This is a genomic window from Actinocorallia longicatena, from assembly GCF_039534125.1.
Lineage (GTDB): Bacteria > Actinomycetota > Actinomycetes > Streptosporangiales > Streptosporangiaceae > Actinocorallia > Actinocorallia longicatena.
Window position 1 is genome coordinate 104,420 of sequence record NZ_BAAAUV010000012.1, and the last position, 16,716, is coordinate 121,135.

At 70.4% G+C, this 16,716-nt stretch carries 16 protein-coding genes and 1 pseudogene; 12 read left to right on the forward strand and 5 right to left on the reverse strand.

The window, feature by feature from the left end:
- The first annotated feature begins 64 nt into the window (after nucleotides 1–64).
- Nucleotides 65–763 carry a TetR/AcrR family transcriptional regulator gene (locus tag ABD785_RS23525; RefSeq protein ID WP_344831986.1) on the forward strand — a complete coding sequence of 233 codons (699 nt, stop codon included), beginning with the start codon at nucleotides 65–67 and terminating at the stop codon, nucleotides 761–763.
- Nucleotides 764–784: 21 nt separating this feature from the next.
- On the opposite strand, the gene ABD785_RS23530 is transcribed toward ABD785_RS23525, so the two are convergent.
- The gene (locus ABD785_RS23530) at nucleotides 785–1,555 is read right to left on the reverse strand and encodes an SDR family NAD(P)-dependent oxidoreductase (protein WP_344831989.1); all 771 of its coding nucleotides are present in this window, start codon (nucleotides 1,553–1,555) and stop codon (nucleotides 785–787) included.
- A gap of 89 nt (nucleotides 1,556–1,644) precedes the next feature.
- On the opposite strand from ABD785_RS23530, the gene ABD785_RS23535 reads away from it, so the two are divergent.
- The 6 genes from ABD785_RS23535 to ABD785_RS23560 are packed head-to-tail and all read left to right on the forward strand — an operon-like array spanning nucleotide 1,645 to nucleotide 8,068.
- The gene (locus ABD785_RS23535; protein WP_344831994.1) at nucleotides 1,645–2,661 is read left to right on the forward strand and encodes an acyl-CoA dehydrogenase family protein; all 1,017 of its coding nucleotides are present in this window, start codon (nucleotides 1,645–1,647) and stop codon (nucleotides 2,659–2,661) included.
- The gene (locus ABD785_RS23540) at nucleotides 2,661–3,827 is read left to right on the forward strand and encodes an acyl-CoA dehydrogenase family protein (RefSeq protein ID WP_344831999.1); all 1,167 of its coding nucleotides are present in this window, start codon (nucleotides 2,661–2,663) and stop codon (nucleotides 3,825–3,827) included. The genes ABD785_RS23535 and ABD785_RS23540 overlap by 1 nt, the downstream gene beginning before the upstream one ends.
- 24 nt (nucleotides 3,828–3,851) lie before the next feature.
- The gene (locus tag ABD785_RS23545) at nucleotides 3,852–5,033 is read left to right on the forward strand and encodes a thiolase family protein (RefSeq protein ID WP_344832002.1); all 1,182 of its coding nucleotides are present in this window, start codon (nucleotides 3,852–3,854) and stop codon (nucleotides 5,031–5,033) included.
- Complete coding sequence (locus ABD785_RS23550) at nucleotides 5,030–6,178, forward strand: acyl-CoA dehydrogenase family protein (RefSeq protein WP_344832005.1); 1,149 nt, start codon at nucleotides 5,030–5,032, stop codon at nucleotides 6,176–6,178. Before ABD785_RS23545 ends, ABD785_RS23550 begins: the two co-directional genes overlap by 4 nt.
- A 1-nt stretch (nucleotide 6,179) precedes the next feature.
- A complete protein-coding gene (locus ABD785_RS23555) occupies nucleotides 6,180–7,244 on the forward strand; it encodes an acyl-CoA dehydrogenase family protein (RefSeq protein WP_344832008.1) in 1,065 nt (354 codons plus the stop codon).
- Nucleotides 7,245–7,255: 11 nt separating this feature from the next.
- Nucleotides 7,256–8,068 (forward strand): enoyl-CoA hydratase, encoded by an 813-nt coding sequence (locus ABD785_RS23560; protein ID WP_344832011.1) that lies wholly within the window; start codon nucleotides 7,256–7,258, stop codon nucleotides 8,066–8,068.
- A gap of 41 nt (nucleotides 8,069–8,109) precedes the next feature.
- On the opposite strand, the gene ABD785_RS23565 is transcribed toward ABD785_RS23560, so the two are convergent.
- Nucleotides 8,110–8,931 (reverse strand): acyl-CoA thioesterase, encoded by an 822-nt coding sequence (locus tag ABD785_RS23565; RefSeq protein WP_344832015.1) that lies wholly within the window; start codon nucleotides 8,929–8,931, stop codon nucleotides 8,110–8,112.
- 146 nt (nucleotides 8,932–9,077) lie between these two features.
- On the opposite strand from ABD785_RS23565, the gene ABD785_RS23570 reads away from it, so the two are divergent.
- Entirely contained in the window at nucleotides 9,078–10,271 is a 1,194-nt protein-coding gene (locus tag ABD785_RS23570) for an amidohydrolase family protein (protein ID WP_344832017.1), read from the forward strand.
- Entirely contained in the window at nucleotides 10,268–11,029 is a 762-nt protein-coding gene (locus tag ABD785_RS23575) for an enoyl-CoA hydratase/isomerase family protein (RefSeq protein WP_344832019.1), read from the forward strand. Before ABD785_RS23570 ends, ABD785_RS23575 begins: the two co-directional genes overlap by 4 nt.
- Before the next feature lie 200 nt (nucleotides 11,030–11,229).
- Here ABD785_RS23575 and ABD785_RS23580 read toward each other — a convergent pair whose 3' ends face one another.
- The gene (locus ABD785_RS23580) at nucleotides 11,230–11,598 is read right to left on the reverse strand and encodes a VOC family protein (RefSeq protein ID WP_344832021.1); all 369 of its coding nucleotides are present in this window, start codon (nucleotides 11,596–11,598) and stop codon (nucleotides 11,230–11,232) included.
- 62 nt (nucleotides 11,599–11,660) lie between these two features.
- Here ABD785_RS23580 and ABD785_RS23585 point away from each other — a divergent pair, with 62 nt between their 5' ends.
- Nucleotides 11,661–12,149, forward strand: coding sequence for a MarR family winged helix-turn-helix transcriptional regulator (locus ABD785_RS23585; protein WP_344832024.1), 489 nt, complete (start codon nucleotides 11,661–11,663; stop codon nucleotides 12,147–12,149).
- Nucleotides 12,150–12,160: 11 nt separating this feature from the next.
- Here ABD785_RS23585 and ABD785_RS23590 read toward each other — a convergent pair whose 3' ends face one another.
- Nucleotides 12,161–12,859 carry a hypothetical protein gene (locus ABD785_RS23590; protein WP_344832027.1) on the reverse strand — a complete coding sequence of 233 codons (699 nt, stop codon included), beginning with the start codon at nucleotides 12,857–12,859 and terminating at the stop codon, nucleotides 12,161–12,163.
- Between the two features lie 100 nt (nucleotides 12,860–12,959).
- Between ABD785_RS23590 and ABD785_RS23595 the strand changes: the two are divergent.
- A pseudogene (locus ABD785_RS23595) lies at nucleotides 12,960–14,241 on the forward strand (transposase).
- 601 nt (nucleotides 14,242–14,842) lie between these two features.
- Nucleotides 14,843–15,154: a hypothetical protein gene (locus tag ABD785_RS23600; RefSeq protein WP_344832030.1), complete on the forward strand. Its 312-nt coding sequence runs from the start codon at nucleotides 14,843–14,845 to the stop codon at nucleotides 15,152–15,154.
- Between the two features lie 69 nt (nucleotides 15,155–15,223).
- Here the strand turns inward: ABD785_RS23600 and ABD785_RS23605 are convergent, their stop codons facing one another.
- The gene (locus ABD785_RS23605) at nucleotides 15,224–16,693 is read right to left on the reverse strand and encodes an FAD-dependent oxidoreductase (RefSeq protein WP_344832033.1); all 1,470 of its coding nucleotides are present in this window, start codon (nucleotides 16,691–16,693) and stop codon (nucleotides 15,224–15,226) included.
- Nucleotides 16,694–16,716: the final 23 nt, after the last annotated feature.

Genomic DNA, 16,716 nt, shown 5'->3' on the forward strand with positions numbered 1-16,716 from the left:
CGGAAACCCATTCCGCAATGGCCGTGGACGCGTTTCCACGGGCCGCGGGCAACGGAGGCACGACGTGAACGGCGGTTCGGTGGACGGCGACGACGTGACGGCGGAGACGGGGACCTGGCGGGAGCGCTCGGTCGAACGGTCGCTGCGTGCGGCCAGGGCGAAGGCCGAGACGCGGTCACGGCTGCTGCTGAAGTCGGCCACGGAACTGCTGAGTGAGACCGGCCGCGCCGACTTCACCGCCCAGGAGCTGGTCGAACGCGCCAAGACCTCGCTTCGCGCCCTCTACCAGCACTTCGGCAGCAAGGACGATCTGCTCCTCGCCCTGTTCGAAGAGATCATCATGGAGAGCACCGAGGCCTGGCGGGCCGAGATCGAGCTGATCGATGACGACCGCACCCGGCTCCGCGTCCTGCTGGAGAAGCTCTACGGCAAGCCGGGAGAGGACATCGGCACCGGGCTGAACAGGGCGCTGGTCATCTACAACCTCCAGCTCGCCGAGACCCGTCCGGCCGACTTCGCACGGGTCCTGACCCCGTTGCAGCAGCTGATCCGTGACCTGGTGCTGCGCGGCGTCGCCAACGGCGTGTACCGCGGCGACCTCGATCCCGAGATCCTGACGATCGTCACGCTGCAGACGGTCATGGGCGCCGCCAGCATGCACGCCCTGGGCGCCGAGTTCGCCGGCGGAGTCCTGGTCAGCGACCATCTCCTGGAGTTCTGCGTGGGCGGCCTCGTCGGCGCGCCCGCGGACCCCGGCCGGTAGGTTCCCGGCCGGGGCCGGCGCCTACTTCGGCGGGAAGCGGAGGGCGGCGTCGAGGCGGACGGTCTCGCCGTTGAGGTAGTCGTTGTCGATCATCGACTCGACGAGGCGGGCGTACTCCGCGGGGCGTCCCATGCGCGGGGGGTGGGGGATCGCGGCGCCGAACCTGGTGGTCGCCTCCTCCTCGGTCATGCCGAAGGCGGGGGTGAAGAAGGTGCCCGGCGCGATGGTCAGGACCCGGATGGCGCGCACGGCCAGGTCGCGGGCGGCGACCAGGGTCATGGCGGTGACGCCGCCCTTGGCCGCGGCGTAGGGGAGCTGGCCGATCTGGCCCTCGAACGCGGCGATGCTCGCGGTGGTGATGATGACGCCCCGGCCGCTGTCGCCCTCCGGCTCGGAGGCCGCCATGGCCGCGGCCGCCAGGCGCATCACGTTGTAGGTGCTGGTCAGGTAGGACTCCAGGGTCGTCCGGAAGCCGTCGAGCTCCAGGGGTGATCCGTCCTTGCCGACGAGGCGCCCGCCGATCGCGGGGCCGGCGTGGGCGGTCACCACGGCCCGCAGCGGCCCCATGTCCTGGGCGGCGGCGATCGCCGCGAGCACGTCCTCGGACGACGACGCGTCGGTGTGGACATGGCGGGCCCGCTCGCCGAGTTCCTTGACGAGCGCGGCCGAGCGCTCGTCGGCCACGTCGGCGACCACCACGTGGGCGCCCCCGGAGTGCAGCCGCCGCACCGTCGCCTCGCCCAGACCGCCCGCTCCGCCGGTCACGATCACACTGTTGCCGTCGATCCGCACCGCATGCCTCCACACTCGATTGGTAATTGCCTTACCCTAGTCGGGTAAGGCTATTGTCAGTCAATGGATCCTCTGTCAGGATCTGTCCCGTGGACCTGAGACCGAGTGGAGATCAGCAGCAGCTGACGGAGGCTTTCTCCGACCTGTACGGCGATCTGGTGACACCGGAGACGGTGCGTGCGGCCGAGCCGATCGGACACCAGCCCTCGCTCTGGAACCGGCTGGTGGAGACCGGCGCGGTCGACATGGCGGTGTCCGCCGAGGACGAGGGCGGTGCGGCCTCCCTGCTGGACCTGGCGCTGGTCGCCGAGCGGCACGGCCGGTGCCTGGCCCCGGCGCCGCTCGTCGAGGCGCAGGTCGCGGCCCGGCTGCTCGCGCGGCTTCCCGGAGCGTGCCCGGAGGCGGCGCTGGAGGCCGTGCTCGCCGGAGAGAGCCTGGTCACGATCGCCGTCCGGCCCCCGTCGGGGGGAACGGCCGGGCTCGTCCCGGCGGGCGCGGTCGCCGACCAGGCGCTCGTGCTGGACGGCGACCGCCTCCTGCTGGTCCCGCTCGCGGGCCGGGCGGAGCTGGTCAGGAACCTTGCGTCGCTGCCGCTGGCCGACGTGGCCCTCAGCGACGGCGACCCGGTCGTCCTCGAGGGGCCGGAGGCCGTCGGGCTGTTCCGGCACGCGCTCGACGAGTGGCGGGTGCTCACCGCCGCCGCGCTGTCCGGCCTGGCCTCTGCCGCGCTGGAGATCGGCGTCGCCTACGTGAAGGAGCGCAGGGCGTTCGGCCAGCCGGTCGGGGCGTTCCAGTCGGTCGCCCACCGCCTGGCCGACCGGGCCTGCGAGGTCGACGGCCTGGAGCTGCTCGCCCGCGAGGCGGCCTGGGCCGCCGACGCCGACCCCGGCAGGTTCGCCGAGCTCGCCGCGATGGCGCTCGGCTTCGCCGCCGACACCGCACGCGACGTCACCTACGACGCGCTGCACTTCCACGGAGGTTACGGCTTCATGCTCGAGTACCCGATCCAGCTGTACTTCCGCCGCGCCCGCGGCTGGGCGGCCGTGCTGGAGGAACCCGCGGCGAGCTTCCGCGCCGTCACCGGCCGCGCGGACGGGGCGCCCTGATGGACTTCGGCCTGGGCGAGCGCAGCGAACGCCTGCGGGCGGAGACCCGCGCCTTCCTCGACGAGGTGCTGACCGAGGAGCTCCTCCAGGAGTGCCACCGCAGCGGCGTCAACCACCATCCCCGTTTCTCCAAGGCCGTCAGCGAGCGCGGCTGGCTCGCCCTCGGCTGGCCGATCGAGCTGGGCGGCCAGGGGCGATCCCCGCTGGAGCTCCTCGCCCACAACGAGGAACTCCAGCGCCGTAACGCCCCGACCTACGGCATCGGCACGACGATGATGGTGGCCCAGGTCATCGCCCTGCTGGGCGAGCCCGGGCTGAAGGAACTGATCATCCCGCGCGCCCTGGCCGCCGAGATCGTGATCGCGCTCGGTTTCACCGAGCCGGAGAACGGCTCCGACGCGGCCGCCGCGGCCACCAGGGCCGTCCGGGACGGCGACGGCTGGACGATCACCGGCTCGAAGATGTTCACCACCAACGCCCACATCGCCGACTACGTCTTCCTGCTGGCCCGCACCGACCCCGAGGCACCCAAGCACCGCGGCCTGACGACCTTCCTCGTGCCGATGAACCAGCCGGGCGTGGAGATCCAGGCGGTCCGGACCCTGTCGGGGGAACGCACCAACATCACCTTCTACAACGACGTGCGCGTCGGCGACGACCTGCGCATCGGCGAGGTCGACGGCGGCTGGAAGGTGATGGGCGCCGCCCTGGCCCGCGAGCACTCCGGCGGGTTCGTCGGCGAACAGCAGCGGCTGCTCACAGACCTCCTCGCCTGGGCTCAGGAGACCACCGGCCCGGACGGCCGCCACCGGATCGAGGATCCCGCGGTGACCGAGCGGATCGGCAGAATCCGCACCGAGATCGAGGTCTCGCTCCTCCTCCAGCGGCGCGGCGCGTGGCTCGGCTCCGAGGGGCTCGAGGTGCGCGGCAAGGGCTCGATGGCGAAGCTGTTCAGCACCGAGCGCCTGGAACGCCAGGCCGCCGCGGTGCTCGAGCTGACCGGGCCCGACGCCCTCCGGTCGAGAGACGAGCCGACCGCTTTGCGCGACGGCGGGTTCGAGTACGCCGTCCGGCACGCCAAGGGAACCACGATCTACGCCGGAACCAGCGAGATCCAGCGGGACATCATCGCCCAGCACGCCCTCGGGCTGCCCCGACCCACCTGACCCCCCACGTCCATGGGAGCACGCATGTCCGACGCCGTCCTGGTGTCCGCCTGCCGCACTGCGATCGGCACCTCGTTCAAGGGGAGCCTGACCGAGACCACCGCCTTCGACCTCGCCCGCGCGATCATCGTCGAGTCGCTGAACCGGACCGGGCTCGGCCCCGGCGGCGTCGACGACGTCGTCCTCGGCGAGTCGATGTACGGCGGCGGCGACATCGCCCGTCACGCCGCCCTGGCCGCCGGGCTCGATCAGGTCCCAGGCCTGGCCGTCAACCGGCACTGCGCGTCGGGGCTCAGCGCCGTCGCGGTCGCCGCCGCGAGCATCGCCTCCGGAGCACAGGAGGTGATCGTCGCGGGAGGGGCGCACTCGACCTCGACCGCGCCGCGCTCGGCGTTCCGCACCCCGGGGACGGGCGAGTGGTCCGACGGCTGGATCCCGCCGTCCCACGAGAGCCGCCACGGTGCCCCGAACGACGACATGAGCATCACGGTCGGCTGGAACGCCGCCGTCGAGGCCGGCCTGTCCCGGGAGGAGCTGGACGGCTGGGCCTACACCTCCCATGTGCGGGCGGTGAACGCCGGAGACCTCGGCTGGTTCCGCGACGAGATCGTCCCGCTGAACGTGGTCCGCGGGGACGGCAGCCACGCGGTCTTCGACGTCGACGAGCATCCGCGCCGCTCCACCAGCCTGGAGAAGCTGGCCTCGCTGCGTCCCCTGCACCCCGAGATCGACGGGTTCGCCATCACCCCGGGCAACTCCGCCGGCGTCAACGACGGCGCCGCGGCGGTCGTCCTCATGTCCGCCGAACGGGCGGAGGCACAGGGGCTGGCGCCGCTGGCGTTCGTGCGCGGCTGGTCGACCGTGGCCGTCGATCCCCGGGTGACGGGGCTGGCGCCCGTCCGGGCGATCCCCGAGGCGCTCGACCGCCTGGGCCTGTCGGTCGCGGACGTCGACGTGTTCGAGATCAACGAGGCGTTCGCGTCCGTCGCCGCGGCGGCGGCCAAGCTGCTCAAGCTCGACCCCGCCGACGTCAACCCGGTCGGCAGCGGCTGCAGCCTCGGCCACCCCATCGCCGCCACCGGCGCGAGGATGGTCGTGAGCCTGGTCCACGAGCTGCGACGGCGCGGCGGAGGGAGGGGAGTCGCCTCCCTGTGCGCCGGCGGCGGCATGGGCGCCGCCCTGGTCATCGAGGCGCCGTCGACATGACGAAGACCTCGGCCGCACGGCGGATCGCCGCCTCACCGCCCGCCCAGGAACTGTCGCGCTTCCTCGACCAGGCCCTCGCGCAGTTCGAGCGGGACCGGGGGAGCGACAGGTCGCACGCCGCCCGGCTCGACTGGCAGCACCGGCTCGCGGCCGCCGGCTGGGCCGCGCCCCACTGGCCCGCCGAGTACGGGGGCCGCGGCCTGGGCGTCGCCGACCGGGTGGCCTGCGACCTCCTGCTCGCCGAACGCGGAGCGCCCGGCATCGCCGGAGTGCTCGGGGTGAGCAACGTCGGGCCGACGCTCATGGCGTGGGGGACGCCCGGTCAGAAGGCGTCGCTGCCGCGCATCCTCGACGGCTCCGAGCTGTGGTGCCAGGGGTTCAGCGAGCCCGAGGCGGGCTCCGACCTGGCCGGCCTGCGCATGGCGGCCGTCCGGGACGGCGACTTCTACGTGCTGAACGGCCAGAAGGTGTGGACGTCCCAGGGGATGGAGGCCAGCCACTGCCAGCTCCTGGTCCGCACCGACGGCACGGTTCCCCGGCACAAGGGCATCTCCGCGCTGGCCGTCCCGCTCGACCTGCCCGGGATCGAACGGCGCCCGGTCGTGCAGATCACCGGCGAGGCCGACTTCGCGGAGATGTTCTTCCACGACGTCCGGGTGCCGGTGTCCTGCCTGATCGGGCCGGAGAACGCGGGCTGGACCGTCACCATGACGACCCTCGCCCACGAACGCGCCGGGGTGATCACGGTCGCCTCCCTGCTGGAGAGCGAGGCCGCGGGGCTGGTCGCCCGGCACCGCAGGGGCGGGCCCGCCGCGCTCGACCACCGCGGCAGGGACGAGGTCGCCACCCGCTACACGCAGGCGAGGGTCCTGGCGATGATGGGCGAGAACAGCCTGGCGCTGGCCGAGGCGGGCGGGGCGCCGGGACCGGAGCAGTCGCTGATCAAGCTCGCCTGGAGCAGGCTCAGCCAGTCCCTGCCCGCGACCGCGCTCGGGCTGGCCGGGCTCGACGGACTGGATCCCGAGCCGACGAGCCCGGCCCAGGCCTATCTGCGGGCCCGGTGCAGCACGATCGCCGGGGGGACCACCGAGGTGATCAAGAACATCCTGGCCGAGCGGGTCCTCGGCCTGCCGAAGGAGCCCTGAGATGGCCGACAGCACCGACGACGACCTGAAGACGCTGCGCGAGTCCGTCCGGGCCGTGCTCACCGAGCGGGGCGGCGGTCCCGCCGACGCCGAGGACCGTCCCGAGGGCTTCGATCCCGGGCTGTGGACGCTGCTCTCCGGTGGGCTGGGGCTCGCCGGGCTCGGCGCTCCGGAACGATTCGGCGGATCCGGTGCGGGCTTCCGCGAGCTGGCCGTCGTCTTCGAGGAGTGCGGCCGCGCCCTGTACGCGGGGCCGCTCCTGCAGACCGTGCTCGCCCTCGACGCGGTGACGCACGCCGAGACCGTCGACGAGAAGCTCGCCGGGGACCTGGCCTCGGGCGCACGCCTGGGCGCGGTCGCCCCCGGCCTTCCCCCGGTGCGCGGCCGGGCGGACCTCGGGGTCCGCTGGTCGGACGGCGCCCTGACCGGCGAGGTCCGGCATGTCGTCGGTGCCGCGGGCGCCGACGTCCTGGTCGTGGAGGCGGACTCCGGCGAGCTGTACTTCCTGGAGACCGGGGCGGCGGGCGTCACGGTCGTCCCGGGGCCGGTGCTCGATCCGACCCGCAGGCTCGCCGACGTGTCCTTCGACGGGGCGGAGGCCCTGCCGCTGACCGGGACCGGCGGCGCCCGTCGGCTCCGCTGCGCGGCCGCGGCCCTGCTCGCCTGCGAACAGGTCGGAGCGGCCGAGGCCGCGCTCGAGGCCGCCGTCGCCTACGCGAAGGTCCGCACGCAGTTCGGCCGGCCGATCGGCTCCTTCCAGAGCGTCAAGCACCAGCTCGCCGAGGTCCTCCTCGACGTCGAGTCCGGCCGTGCCGCCGCCCGTGGCGCGGCCGAGGCCCTCGACGAGGACGATCCCGAGCTGGAGATCCTCGCCAGCATCGCCAAGGGCTGGTGCTCGCGGATGTGCACCGAGGCCGTCGAGTGCAGCCTCCAGGTGCACGGCGGGATCGGCTTCACCTGGGAGCACCCCACGCACTACTACCTCAAGCGCGCCAAGACCTCCGAGCTGCTGTTCGGGGACTGCGGGCGGCACCGAACCCATCTCGCCGACCTGCTCGGCCTGTGACAGGAGGAGCTGTGAGCAACACCGACAAGGATCTGGTGCTGTACGACGTCGCGGACGGCATCGCCACGATCAGCCTGAACCGCCCGGAGGTCGCCAACGCCCAGAACCCCGATCTGCTGCACGCCCTGGACGGCCTGTGGCAGCGGGCGGCGGCCGATCCCGGGGTCAAGGTGATCGTGCTGCGCGGCAACGGCAAGCACTTCTCCTCGGGCCACGACCTCAGGACCGGGGATCCGCTGGCGCCCCGCACGTTCACGGTGAACGAGATCTACGCGACCGAGGCCGAGCAGTACCTGGGGTACTCGCTGCGCTGGCGGAACGTGCCGAAGCCGTCGATCGCGGCGGTGCAGGGCGCCTGCATCGCGGGCGGGCTGCTGCTGGCCTGGCCGTGCGACCTGATCGTGGCCGCGGACGACGCGAAGTTCTCCGATCCGGTCGTGGCCATGGGGATCGGGGGAGTGGAGTACCACGGCCACACCTGGGAGCTCGGCCCCCGGCTGGCCAAGGAGATCCTCTTCACCGGACGTTCGATCAAGGCCGACGAGGCGCTGCGGATCGGCATGGTGAACCGGGTCGTCCCGGTCGGCGACCTGGACGCGGAGGTCCGGGAGCTGGCCCTGGGCATCGCGGCCAAGGACGCCTTCGCGCTGCGGATGGCCAAGCGCGCGGTCAACCAGACCCTCGACGTCCAGGGCTTCACGACCGCCGTGCAGGCGGTCTTCGACATCCACCAGCTCGGCCACGGCAACGCCGTCACGGTCAGCGGGCTGCCCGTCCTGGTCGGTCTGGACGGGATGAAGTCGGAGATCGCCCGGCGCGGCTGAGGCGGGCGGCCGGGCGGTGCGCCAGGCCGCCCGGTCCGCTCTCAGCCGGTGATCGGCCTGACCATGGACTCCTGGGCGAAGGACGCCACGAGCCGCCCGTCGGCGGTCCAGACATGGCCGCCGCCGAAGGCCCGTCCCGCGGACATGACCGGCGCCGATTGGTCGACGAGCAGCCAGTCGTCGATCCGGAACCTCTGGTGGAACCACATGGAGTGCGAGGTCACCGCCGAGTGGAAGGCGGTGCCGGTGTCGTCCTGGGACAGGCCCTCGACCGGCAGCAGCGCCGTGCCGATGACGGTGAGGTCCGTGGCATGGGCCAGCAGGGCCTGGTGGAGCCAGGGGTTCTCGGGAAGGGAGGCGGTCTCCGGGACGCGCGTCCAGAAGCGGTAGCGGGCGGGGCGCACGTCGCGGGCGCTGATGTCGGTGCCGCCGGCCACGCGGATCTCCCAGGGGATCATCGGCAGGTCGACGCGGGTCGCGTCGAGGGGCGCACCGGCGTCGGGCGCGGGGTCCGAGCGCTCGATGCCGGGTTCGGGACGGTGGAGCGAGGCACTGGTGAGGCTGACGAGCCGGCCCGCCTGGGTGGCGCGGACCCCGGCGGAGGCGAAGGTCCGCCCGGCCTGGTGGACGGTCGTCTCGTATTCCATCGGAAGGGCCACATCGCCCTCCCGCGGAAAGTGCTGCGTAAAGGACTTCAGCTCTTTTCCATCGCTGATGGCGGACAGGGCCATGATGCTCTGCGCGAGAATCTGACCGCCGAATACACGGTTGTATTCGAGCGGGAGGTTGTTGCCTATGAAGCGGCTCTCACCTGCGTTTTTGGGGGCGATGTGGTCGAGAAGATGTGCCAGTTCGAGTGCCATGATCGGCCCTTTCGTTTCTGGTGTCGAAGCCGCAGGCAGCGTATCCGGGCCCTTCGCGAATAAAAAGACTTCCGCTCGAACGAGCAGGCTGGTAATGTCATTACCGCTACGGGTCAGATCATTACCCAATCCCGAGGAGAAGTGACATGCCGTCTCGTGAGCTCGCCTTCCCGGTGTTCGACGCCGACAACCACCTGTACGAGTCGCGGGAGGCGCTGACCAAGTTCCTGCCCGACCGGGCCAAGGGCGCCATCGACTACATCGAGGTCAAGGGCCGCACGAAGATCGTCGTACGGGGGCACATCAGCGACTACATCCCCAACCCGACGTTCGACGTCGTCGCCCGTCCGGGGGCCCAGGAGGACTACTTCCGCAACGGCAACCCCGAGGGCAAGACCTACCGGGAGATCATGGGCGACCCGATGAAGTCGATCCCGGCCTTCCGCGAGCCCGCCGCCCGTCTCAAGGTCATGGACGACCTGGGCCTGGACTACTCGCTGATGTTCCCGACCCTGGCCAGCCTCGTCGAGGAGCGGATGAAGGACGATCCCGACCTCATCCACGACGTCATTCACGCCCTCAACCAGTGGATGCACGAGACCTGGTCGTTCGACTACGAGGGCCGCATCTTCGCCACCCCGGTCATCACCCTCCCCATCGTCGACCGGGCCCTGGAGGAGCTCGAGTGGTGCCTGGAGCGCGGCGCCCGCACCGTCCTGGTGCGGCCGGCGCCGGTCCCGGGCTACCGAGGCTCGCGGTCGTTCGGCCTGCCGGAGTTCGACCCGTTCTGGGACGCCTGCGTGCAGGCCGGGATCCCCGTGTCGATGCACGCCTCCGACAGCGGCTACAACGAGTTCCTGTCGGCATGGGAGCCGTCGGGGGAGTTCACCCCCTTCCGGCCCACCGCCTTCCGCCTGACCGCGCTGGGCAAGCGCCCGATCGAGGACACGATCTACGCGCTGACCTGCCACGGCGCTCTGTCGCGCAATCCCGACCTGAGGATCCTGTCGATCGAGAACGGCGCGGACTGGATCCCCCACGTCTTCCACGCCCTGTCCGATACCTACGCCAAGATGCCGGCGGAGTTCCTCGAGGACCCGATCGAGGCGTTCAAGCGGTGCGTCTACGTCAGTCCGTTCTGGGAGGAGAACTTCAAGGAGCTGGCCGGGCTCGTCGGCGCCGACCGGGTGGTCTTCGGCTCGGACTGGCCGCACCCCGAGGGCCTCGCCGACCCCATCTCCTACGTCGACGACCTCGCGGGACTGCCCGCGGACGACATCGCGAAGATCATGGGCGGCAACATGATGCGGCTGCTCAAGGTCGGGGACCACGCCGGATGACCTCGGGCCCGTTCGCACCGGCGCTGCTCGTCGAGAACAGGGGCCCGGTGCGCCTGCTCACTCTGAACCGTCCCGGCCGCCTCAACGCGGCCGACGGTGACCTGCACGACGCCCTCGTCGAGGTGTGGGAGCACTTGGGCAGGGACGAGGAGGCGCGGGCGGTCGTGCTGACCGGGGCGGGCACGGCGTTCTGCGCGGGCGGCGACCTGGACCACCTGCGGCGGATGCGCACCGACCGGGCCCTGCGCGAGCACGATCTTCGGATGGCGGCCGGGCTCGTCCGGGAGATGCTCGACTTCCCCCTCCCGGTCGTCGCGGCCGTCAACGGCGCCGCGGTCGGCCTGGGCGCCACCCTCGCCGCGCTCAGCGACATCGTCCTGCTGGCCGACACCGCCTACCTCGCCGACCCGCACGTGTCGATAGGCCTCACCGCGGCCGACGGCGGCGCCCTGCTGTGGCCCTCTTTCATGGGCCTCCACCAGGCGAAGGAGTTCCTTTTCACCGGCGACGCCATCGACGCTCACCGCGCCGTCGAACTGGGCCTCGCCAACCACGTCGTCCCCGCCGACCGGCTCCTCGCCGAGGCGCTGACACTCGCCACCCGGCTCGCCGCACAACCCCGCCATGCCCTGACGACCACCAAGCGCATCCTGCAGATGCACCTACGCCACCTGCTGGACCCGATCCTCGATGAGGGCCTCCGCCAGGAGTCCGCGAGCTTCGACGACCCCGAACACCAAGCCGCGATGAGAGCCTGAGTCCCACCAGTAACCTTACTGTGTAAAGGCATCGGCTGAATGCGGTCTGGGACCAACAGTGTCATTCAAGCGGCCGGCGACGTCATCGGAACGGTTCCGCAGGAGATGCGCGGCAGGCTGTCGCCGATCGTTCAGGCGCATCGGCTTCCTGGGCCGCTACGTCTTCACCCGCGCCGATCCGGGGACGGGGCTGGGCAAGCTCAGGCGCGGTCGTGGAGAGTGATGTGGTAGCCGTCGGGGTCGGCGAAGGTGAAGGTCCGGCCGAAGGGGCCGTCGATCGGTGCGGAGACGATGGTGTGGCCGTCGGCGACGAGAGTGTCGTGGACGGCCTGGACATCGGTGGCATGGAGCCAGATGGCGGCGCCGATGCCGGGCTGGGCGACGGATGCGAGATCGGTGCCGGGAACGACGTCGCGGAGCGCGAACGCGATCGGCTTCGTCTCGAAGACCACGGCGTGCGGGGGCCCGGCAGGCGAGCGGACAAGGCCGAGGTAGGTCTCGTAGAACGCCTGTGAGGCGGCGAGGTCGCGTGCCTGGAGCGAGATGAAGTCGGGGCCGGTGACGGGCATGGTGATACTCCTTCGTATGATGTCAGGTTCCTGACATGGCCATAGTATGTCAGAATACTGACATGGTCGAAGAGGGTGCCGGTATTGAGCTCGACAAGTCGCTGGGCTACCTGCTGAAAGAGGCCTCCAGCGCCTTGCGCACCGCGATGGAGGAGGTACTGCGGCCCCTCGGGATGAGCGTGACGCACTACTCCTGCCTCGAGCTGCTGGCCCAGCGGCCGGGCCTGTCGAACTCCGAGCTGGCGCGTGGCGCGTTCGTGACGCGGCAGTCGATGAACACCCTGCTCCAGGCCTTGGAGCGAGATGGTTATGTGACCAGGCCCGCGTCGGCGCCCGTGGGGAAGGCTCTTCCCGCACGGCTCACGTCCCGCGGCCGGCAGCGCCTCGAGAAAGCCAGTAAGGCGGTCCGCGACGTCGAGATCAGAATGCTGGCCGGCATGACCGAGGCCGAGCAGTCCGATGCGTTCCGGCTCCTGCGGAGCATGATTCATTCCCTGAGCGACACCAGCGATGAGGGCGCAGCACAATCCGAACGGCCCAGCCGCGGGTGAGCTTGCCGTGTTTAACCTCGGGCCTGCTTTCGAGCGCTGTAGTGGTTGAGGTAGTGACGTTCTGCGGGGTTCGGCTCGGCGTCGGGTTCGTGATGGAGTTTCCGCCAGAGGCGGTTTTCGATCCAGAAGCGGTAGGCGAACTGTTCGAAGGTCGGGGCGCACCAGTGGATCTCGGTGGCCAGGTCAGCGGCGTCGAGTTCGGGAGAGGCTTCGTCGTCGAAGTCGAAGCCTTCGTCCGGGTCGAGGTAGTCGAGGTGGTAGGCGAGTTCGGAGGAATGCACGACGAATGGCCGGGCCGAAGGCCGTAGGTAGAGGTACCAGAAGGCGCAGTCCTGTTGGTCGCGCAGGAAACGGACAAGATAGGCGCCCGGTTCGATGGGGCTGGCCATCGGCGAGGACAGGTTGCTCCAGCAGCAGGTGACCGAGACTTCGTCGAGCATGCGGCTCAGCTTGGCGTGGCTCTGGAAGGCCACGAAGTCGTGCGGCAGCGCGAGACCATGCTGCGCCAGATCCCCTTTGTGCCTGTCCATCGCGGCGACTTGCTCGTCCAGGACGGGGCCAGGGTCGCCGAACCATGAGAAGGAGCCCGTGAACATCGAGGCGTCGAGGCGCGGCAGGCTCTCATAGGGATAGCGCTCGTAGGTCCCATGACACGGCCGATGAATGCCCAGATCAGTCGCGTACCACGTAGCAGGGAACCGCAGGCTCAACGATGCGCTCCGTCTCGAATTGGGAACTCGCCGGACATCCAGGTGGCACCGGCGTGATCATGCGTGGGTACATCGTGATCACAGCCGAGACCTCGCGGGGATGAGTTTCCTGCTCACGTCAGCTTCTGTCGACCCTCTTGATGTGCTTTCGGCCTTCCGCACCGATCTCTATCGGTGCCTGACAGCCAGAGCTGATGCGTTGTTCGAGCTGACCGAGGCGGTGTTGTGCACCGACGGTCCGGTGAAGACGCTGGTGGACCTATCTTTGGCGCCCGAGCATCGTCGTGGTCATGGCGCGATGTATGACGCGTTGAACAACGGCCGGATCGTACTGGGCGGTGGACGTCTCGCCGTGGTTGCGGCCGGACGCCGACACGAGCCCTGACCGGGCGTTCTGTCATACCTACGGCAGTGGAAAGAACCAGCATCTGATGATCCCGGGCTGGCCGTACTCGTTATTTGCCGCGCTGGAGACCGGCCGGACGTCGTGGACCGCGTTGCAGGACGCCGTCCGTCTGGCTCCAGGCGCCGACGTCATCGCGGTGACAGCGGTGCAGGTCCGCGATGTGGTCGAACGGCTCGCCAAGGCCGGGCAGCACGAGGCCGGCGATCCGCCGATCATGATCGTGTTCGACGCCGGCTACGACGTCCACCGGCTGGCGGTCCTCCTCGCCGATCTGCCCGTCGAGGTACTTGCCCGGACCCGCTCGGACCGGGTCATGCGCCGTCCCGCACCCTCCCGCGAGGAATTCGACCTGGCCCATCCCCTCGGCGGCCGCTACCCCAAGCACGGCAGTGAGTTCGTCTATGGGGACCCCTCGACCTGGGGTGTTCCGCACGCTGCGACGGTCACCGAGACAACCCGCTACGGCACCGCGGTCGCCACCGCGTGGGACCGGCTGCATCCCCGGCTGACCCGCCGCGCGGCCTGGATCGACTTCCCCGACGAGCTGCCCCTCATCGAGGGGGCCGTGATCCGGCTGCAGGTCGACCACCTACCCTCCGGCGGCGACCCCAAGCCGGTCTGGCTGTGGTGGTCCGGCACCGGTGCCGAGGCCGATGTCGATCGTCTCTGGCAGGCCTTCCTCCGAAGATTCGATCTTGAACATACGTTCCGGATGCTGAAGCAGACCCTCGGCTGGACCCGGCCCAAGCTGCGCTCCCCGCAGGCCGCCGACCGGTGGACCTGGCTCATCCTTCAGAAGTGCCCACTCCCGACCGGTGTTCCCAAGCCCGGACGACCAGGACCAGGGCGACCACCCGGCTCCAAGAACAAGCACAAAGCGTCACGCCATAACGTCGGACTGGCCCTGGTCATCGGCGAAGCCTACGCACGTCCAGCGCACCACAAGAAGGGCACGAAGCTCCGCCGCGGAGCTTAAGAAATCACACTCCGCAACCATCCAGTTCCTGCACGTTCGAGGCTTACGCGAAGATCAAAGGATAAACAACGGCGGAGGGGTCAGGTCGTCGAGGCCTGAGAACATGCTCTGCGCGACGATCTGCTGGTGGCCGGGCAGGACACGCGCCTGGACCTCGCGGCCCTGCCGGGCGATCGCGGCGGTGACCGAGCGTTCACGAACGAACTGAACTCCTGCCCCTGATCTCTTTCGAGGTTGGGGGAGTAGGCGTCGGATCGGACCAAGGTCAGGGCAGCGAGGAGGCCATGGCCCAAAGAGTGGGGGAGTCAGATCGACGATCGCCATGCAAGCCTGTAGCTCCGGCCCAGCGAGGCGAGCGAGGTTTTTGTCGACGCTCTGGCCGCTTCTCCTAGAACTACCTTACTGCGTAAAGGCCCCGGGTGTGTGTTGTAGGCACCCCACCTTCATTCTTATAAGGACTAAAGACTCATCAATCAGAGCGGTCCGAGTCGGAGGGTCGTGGGGTGGCGACCCAGGTGGCCAGCAGGCGGAGGCCGTCGGCGCTGGGGTTCCGGGGGTGGCGGAAGTTGTGGTTGGCCCAGCGCCGGCGGAAGGTCTCGCTGTGGGTGGAGAGTTCGCCGACCAGCTCGCCGACGGCGAGTTACGGAACGGCAACCCGCGCAGCGTCCAAGAGGTCGAAGCGGTCGCCGCCGAAGCCGGAGCCAGCCCCGGCCAGGTCGCCCTGGCCTGGCTGCTGACCCGCGGCGACGATATCGTCCCCATCCCGGGCACCAAGCGCGTCACCCCGCCTGGAAGAGAACGCCGCCGCCATCGACCGCGCCGACGAACTCGACCTGGAATCGATGCGCTCGGACGGCGCCCTGTGCTCCCCGGTCAGTCCCGCTCGGCGACCCTGCGGCTGGACCCCCGCTGACCCTGCCGCTCGACAGCCCGCCACGGCATGAGCATGAAGCCCTGTGGGTCCGAGCGGGAGTGTCGTGGTTCAGGGGCGGGCGGCGGTTTGGCCTGCTCGGCGGCCGTAGAAGCTGCCGTCGCCCAGTGAGGTGCCGCTGGCGTAGCCGCCGGCGCAGACTCCGGAGGTGCAGCGGCCTGCGGCGTAGAGGCCGGGGATGGGGTCGCCGGACAGGTGCAGGACGCGGGATCGCAGGTCGGTGCGGAGGCCGCCGAGGGTGAAGCCGGCGGTGCAGCCGCGGAGGTCGTAGGCGGCGACGGGGAGGCCGATGGGCCTGAGCCAGCGGGGTTTCTTGCCGAGGACGGGGTCGGTGCCGTTGGCGGCGTGGAGGTTGTAGAGGTCGAGGGTGGTGCGGAGCGAGTGGGCGGGCAGGCCGATCTCGGCTTCGAGCTCTTCCGCGGTCTCGGCGACCCATTTGGGGCGGCGGCGGAAGAAGGGGGTGGCGGTCTCGGTGGTCATGGCCTCCTCGTAGGCGGTCTCGTCGAGGATCAGGTAGGCCTGGTCGTCCTGCTGGAGGAGGGTGAGCTGGGCGATGCGGCCGCCGTAGGTGTCCTCGGGGACGTAGCGCTGGCCGCGGCCGTTGACGAGGATGCCGCGGGCGAGCATCTGGGGGTCGGCGAAGATGACGGCTTCGGTGGCGTCCATGTGGGCGACGTCGGCGCCGAGCGCCTGGGCCATGAGGATGGCCCGGCCGTCGTGTTCCTCGATGGCGGCGGCGGGGCGGCCGAGCAGGCGGGGCGCGTGTCTTTCGACCATGCGGTCGTTGTAGGCGAAGCTGCCGGTGGCGAGGACGACGCCGCGGTCGGCGCGGACGGTGAGTTCGTCGCCGTAGCGTGCGGCGATGATGCCGGTGACGCGGCCGGTGTCGTCGGTGGCGAGGGATCGGCAGCGGACGTCGTACTGGACGCGGACGCCGAGTCGTTCGGCGAGTTCGACGAGGGGTTTCATGAGCATGTAGCCGCCGCCGCGGACGCCGATCTGTTTGCCGTCCATCTGGGGGACGTGGCCGCGGGGTGCGGGGACGGCGATCTCGTTGAAGGGGGCGGAGTCCTCGCCGCCGGTGTACATGAGTCCTTCGTCGTGGGGTGGTTCCCAGCCGGGTTCGCCCCAGAATTCCTCTTTGAAGCGGACGCCGCAGTCGACGAGCCATGCGTAGTGTTCGACGCTGCCGGCGCAGTAGTCGGCGATCTTGGCTTTGTCGACGCCGGGGCCGAGGGCCGCGGTCATGAAGCGTTCCATGTTGTCGGGGGTGTCTTCGAAGCCGAGGGCGTGTTGGAGGGGGGTGCCGCCGCCGAGGTAGATGAAGCCGCCGGCCATGGTGGCGGCTCCGCCCCATCCGCTGGTGCGTTCGAGGACGAGGACGTCGGCGCCGGCGCGTGCGGCTTCGATGGCGGCGGTGACGCCGGCGATGCCGTATCCGGCGATGACGACGTCGGCGTGGAGGTCCCAGTGGGTGTCGGGGGTGGTGGTGCGGGGCCGGATGTCGTGGGGTTGTGACATGTTCTTGTGCGTCCTCACTGGGT

Bases quoted from the DNA above. Each gene is read 5' to 3' on its own strand.
- ABD785_RS23565 (WP_344832015.1), bottom strand. From the start codon at position 8,931: ATGGCACTCGAACTGGCACATCTTCTCGACCACATCGCCCCCAAAAAC.
- ABD785_RS23540 (WP_344831999.1), top strand. From the start codon at position 2,661: ATGGACTTCGGCCTGGGCGAGCGCAGCGAACGCCTGCGGGCGGAGACC.
- ABD785_RS23545 (WP_344832002.1), top strand. From the start codon at position 3,852: ATGTCCGACGCCGTCCTGGTGTCCGCCTGCCGCACTGCGATCGGCACC.
- ABD785_RS23550 (WP_344832005.1), top strand. From the start codon at position 5,030: ATGACGAAGACCTCGGCCGCACGGCGGATCGCCGCCTCACCGCCCGCC.
- ABD785_RS23575 (WP_344832019.1), top strand. From the start codon at position 10,268: ATGACCTCGGGCCCGTTCGCACCGGCGCTGCTCGTCGAGAACAGGGGC.
- ABD785_RS23580 (WP_344832021.1), bottom strand. From the start codon at position 11,598: ATGCCCGTCACCGGCCCCGACTTCATCTCGCTCCAGGCACGCGACCTC.
- ABD785_RS23605 (WP_344832033.1), bottom strand. From the start codon at position 16,693: ATGTCACAACCCCACGACATCCGGCCCCGCACCACCACCCCCGACACC.
- ABD785_RS23570 (WP_344832017.1), top strand. From the start codon at position 9,078: ATGCCGTCTCGTGAGCTCGCCTTCCCGGTGTTCGACGCCGACAACCAC.
- ABD785_RS23585 (WP_344832024.1), top strand. From the start codon at position 11,661: ATGGTCGAAGAGGGTGCCGGTATTGAGCTCGACAAGTCGCTGGGCTAC.
- ABD785_RS23555 (WP_344832008.1), top strand. From the start codon at position 6,180: ATGGCCGACAGCACCGACGACGACCTGAAGACGCTGCGCGAGTCCGTC.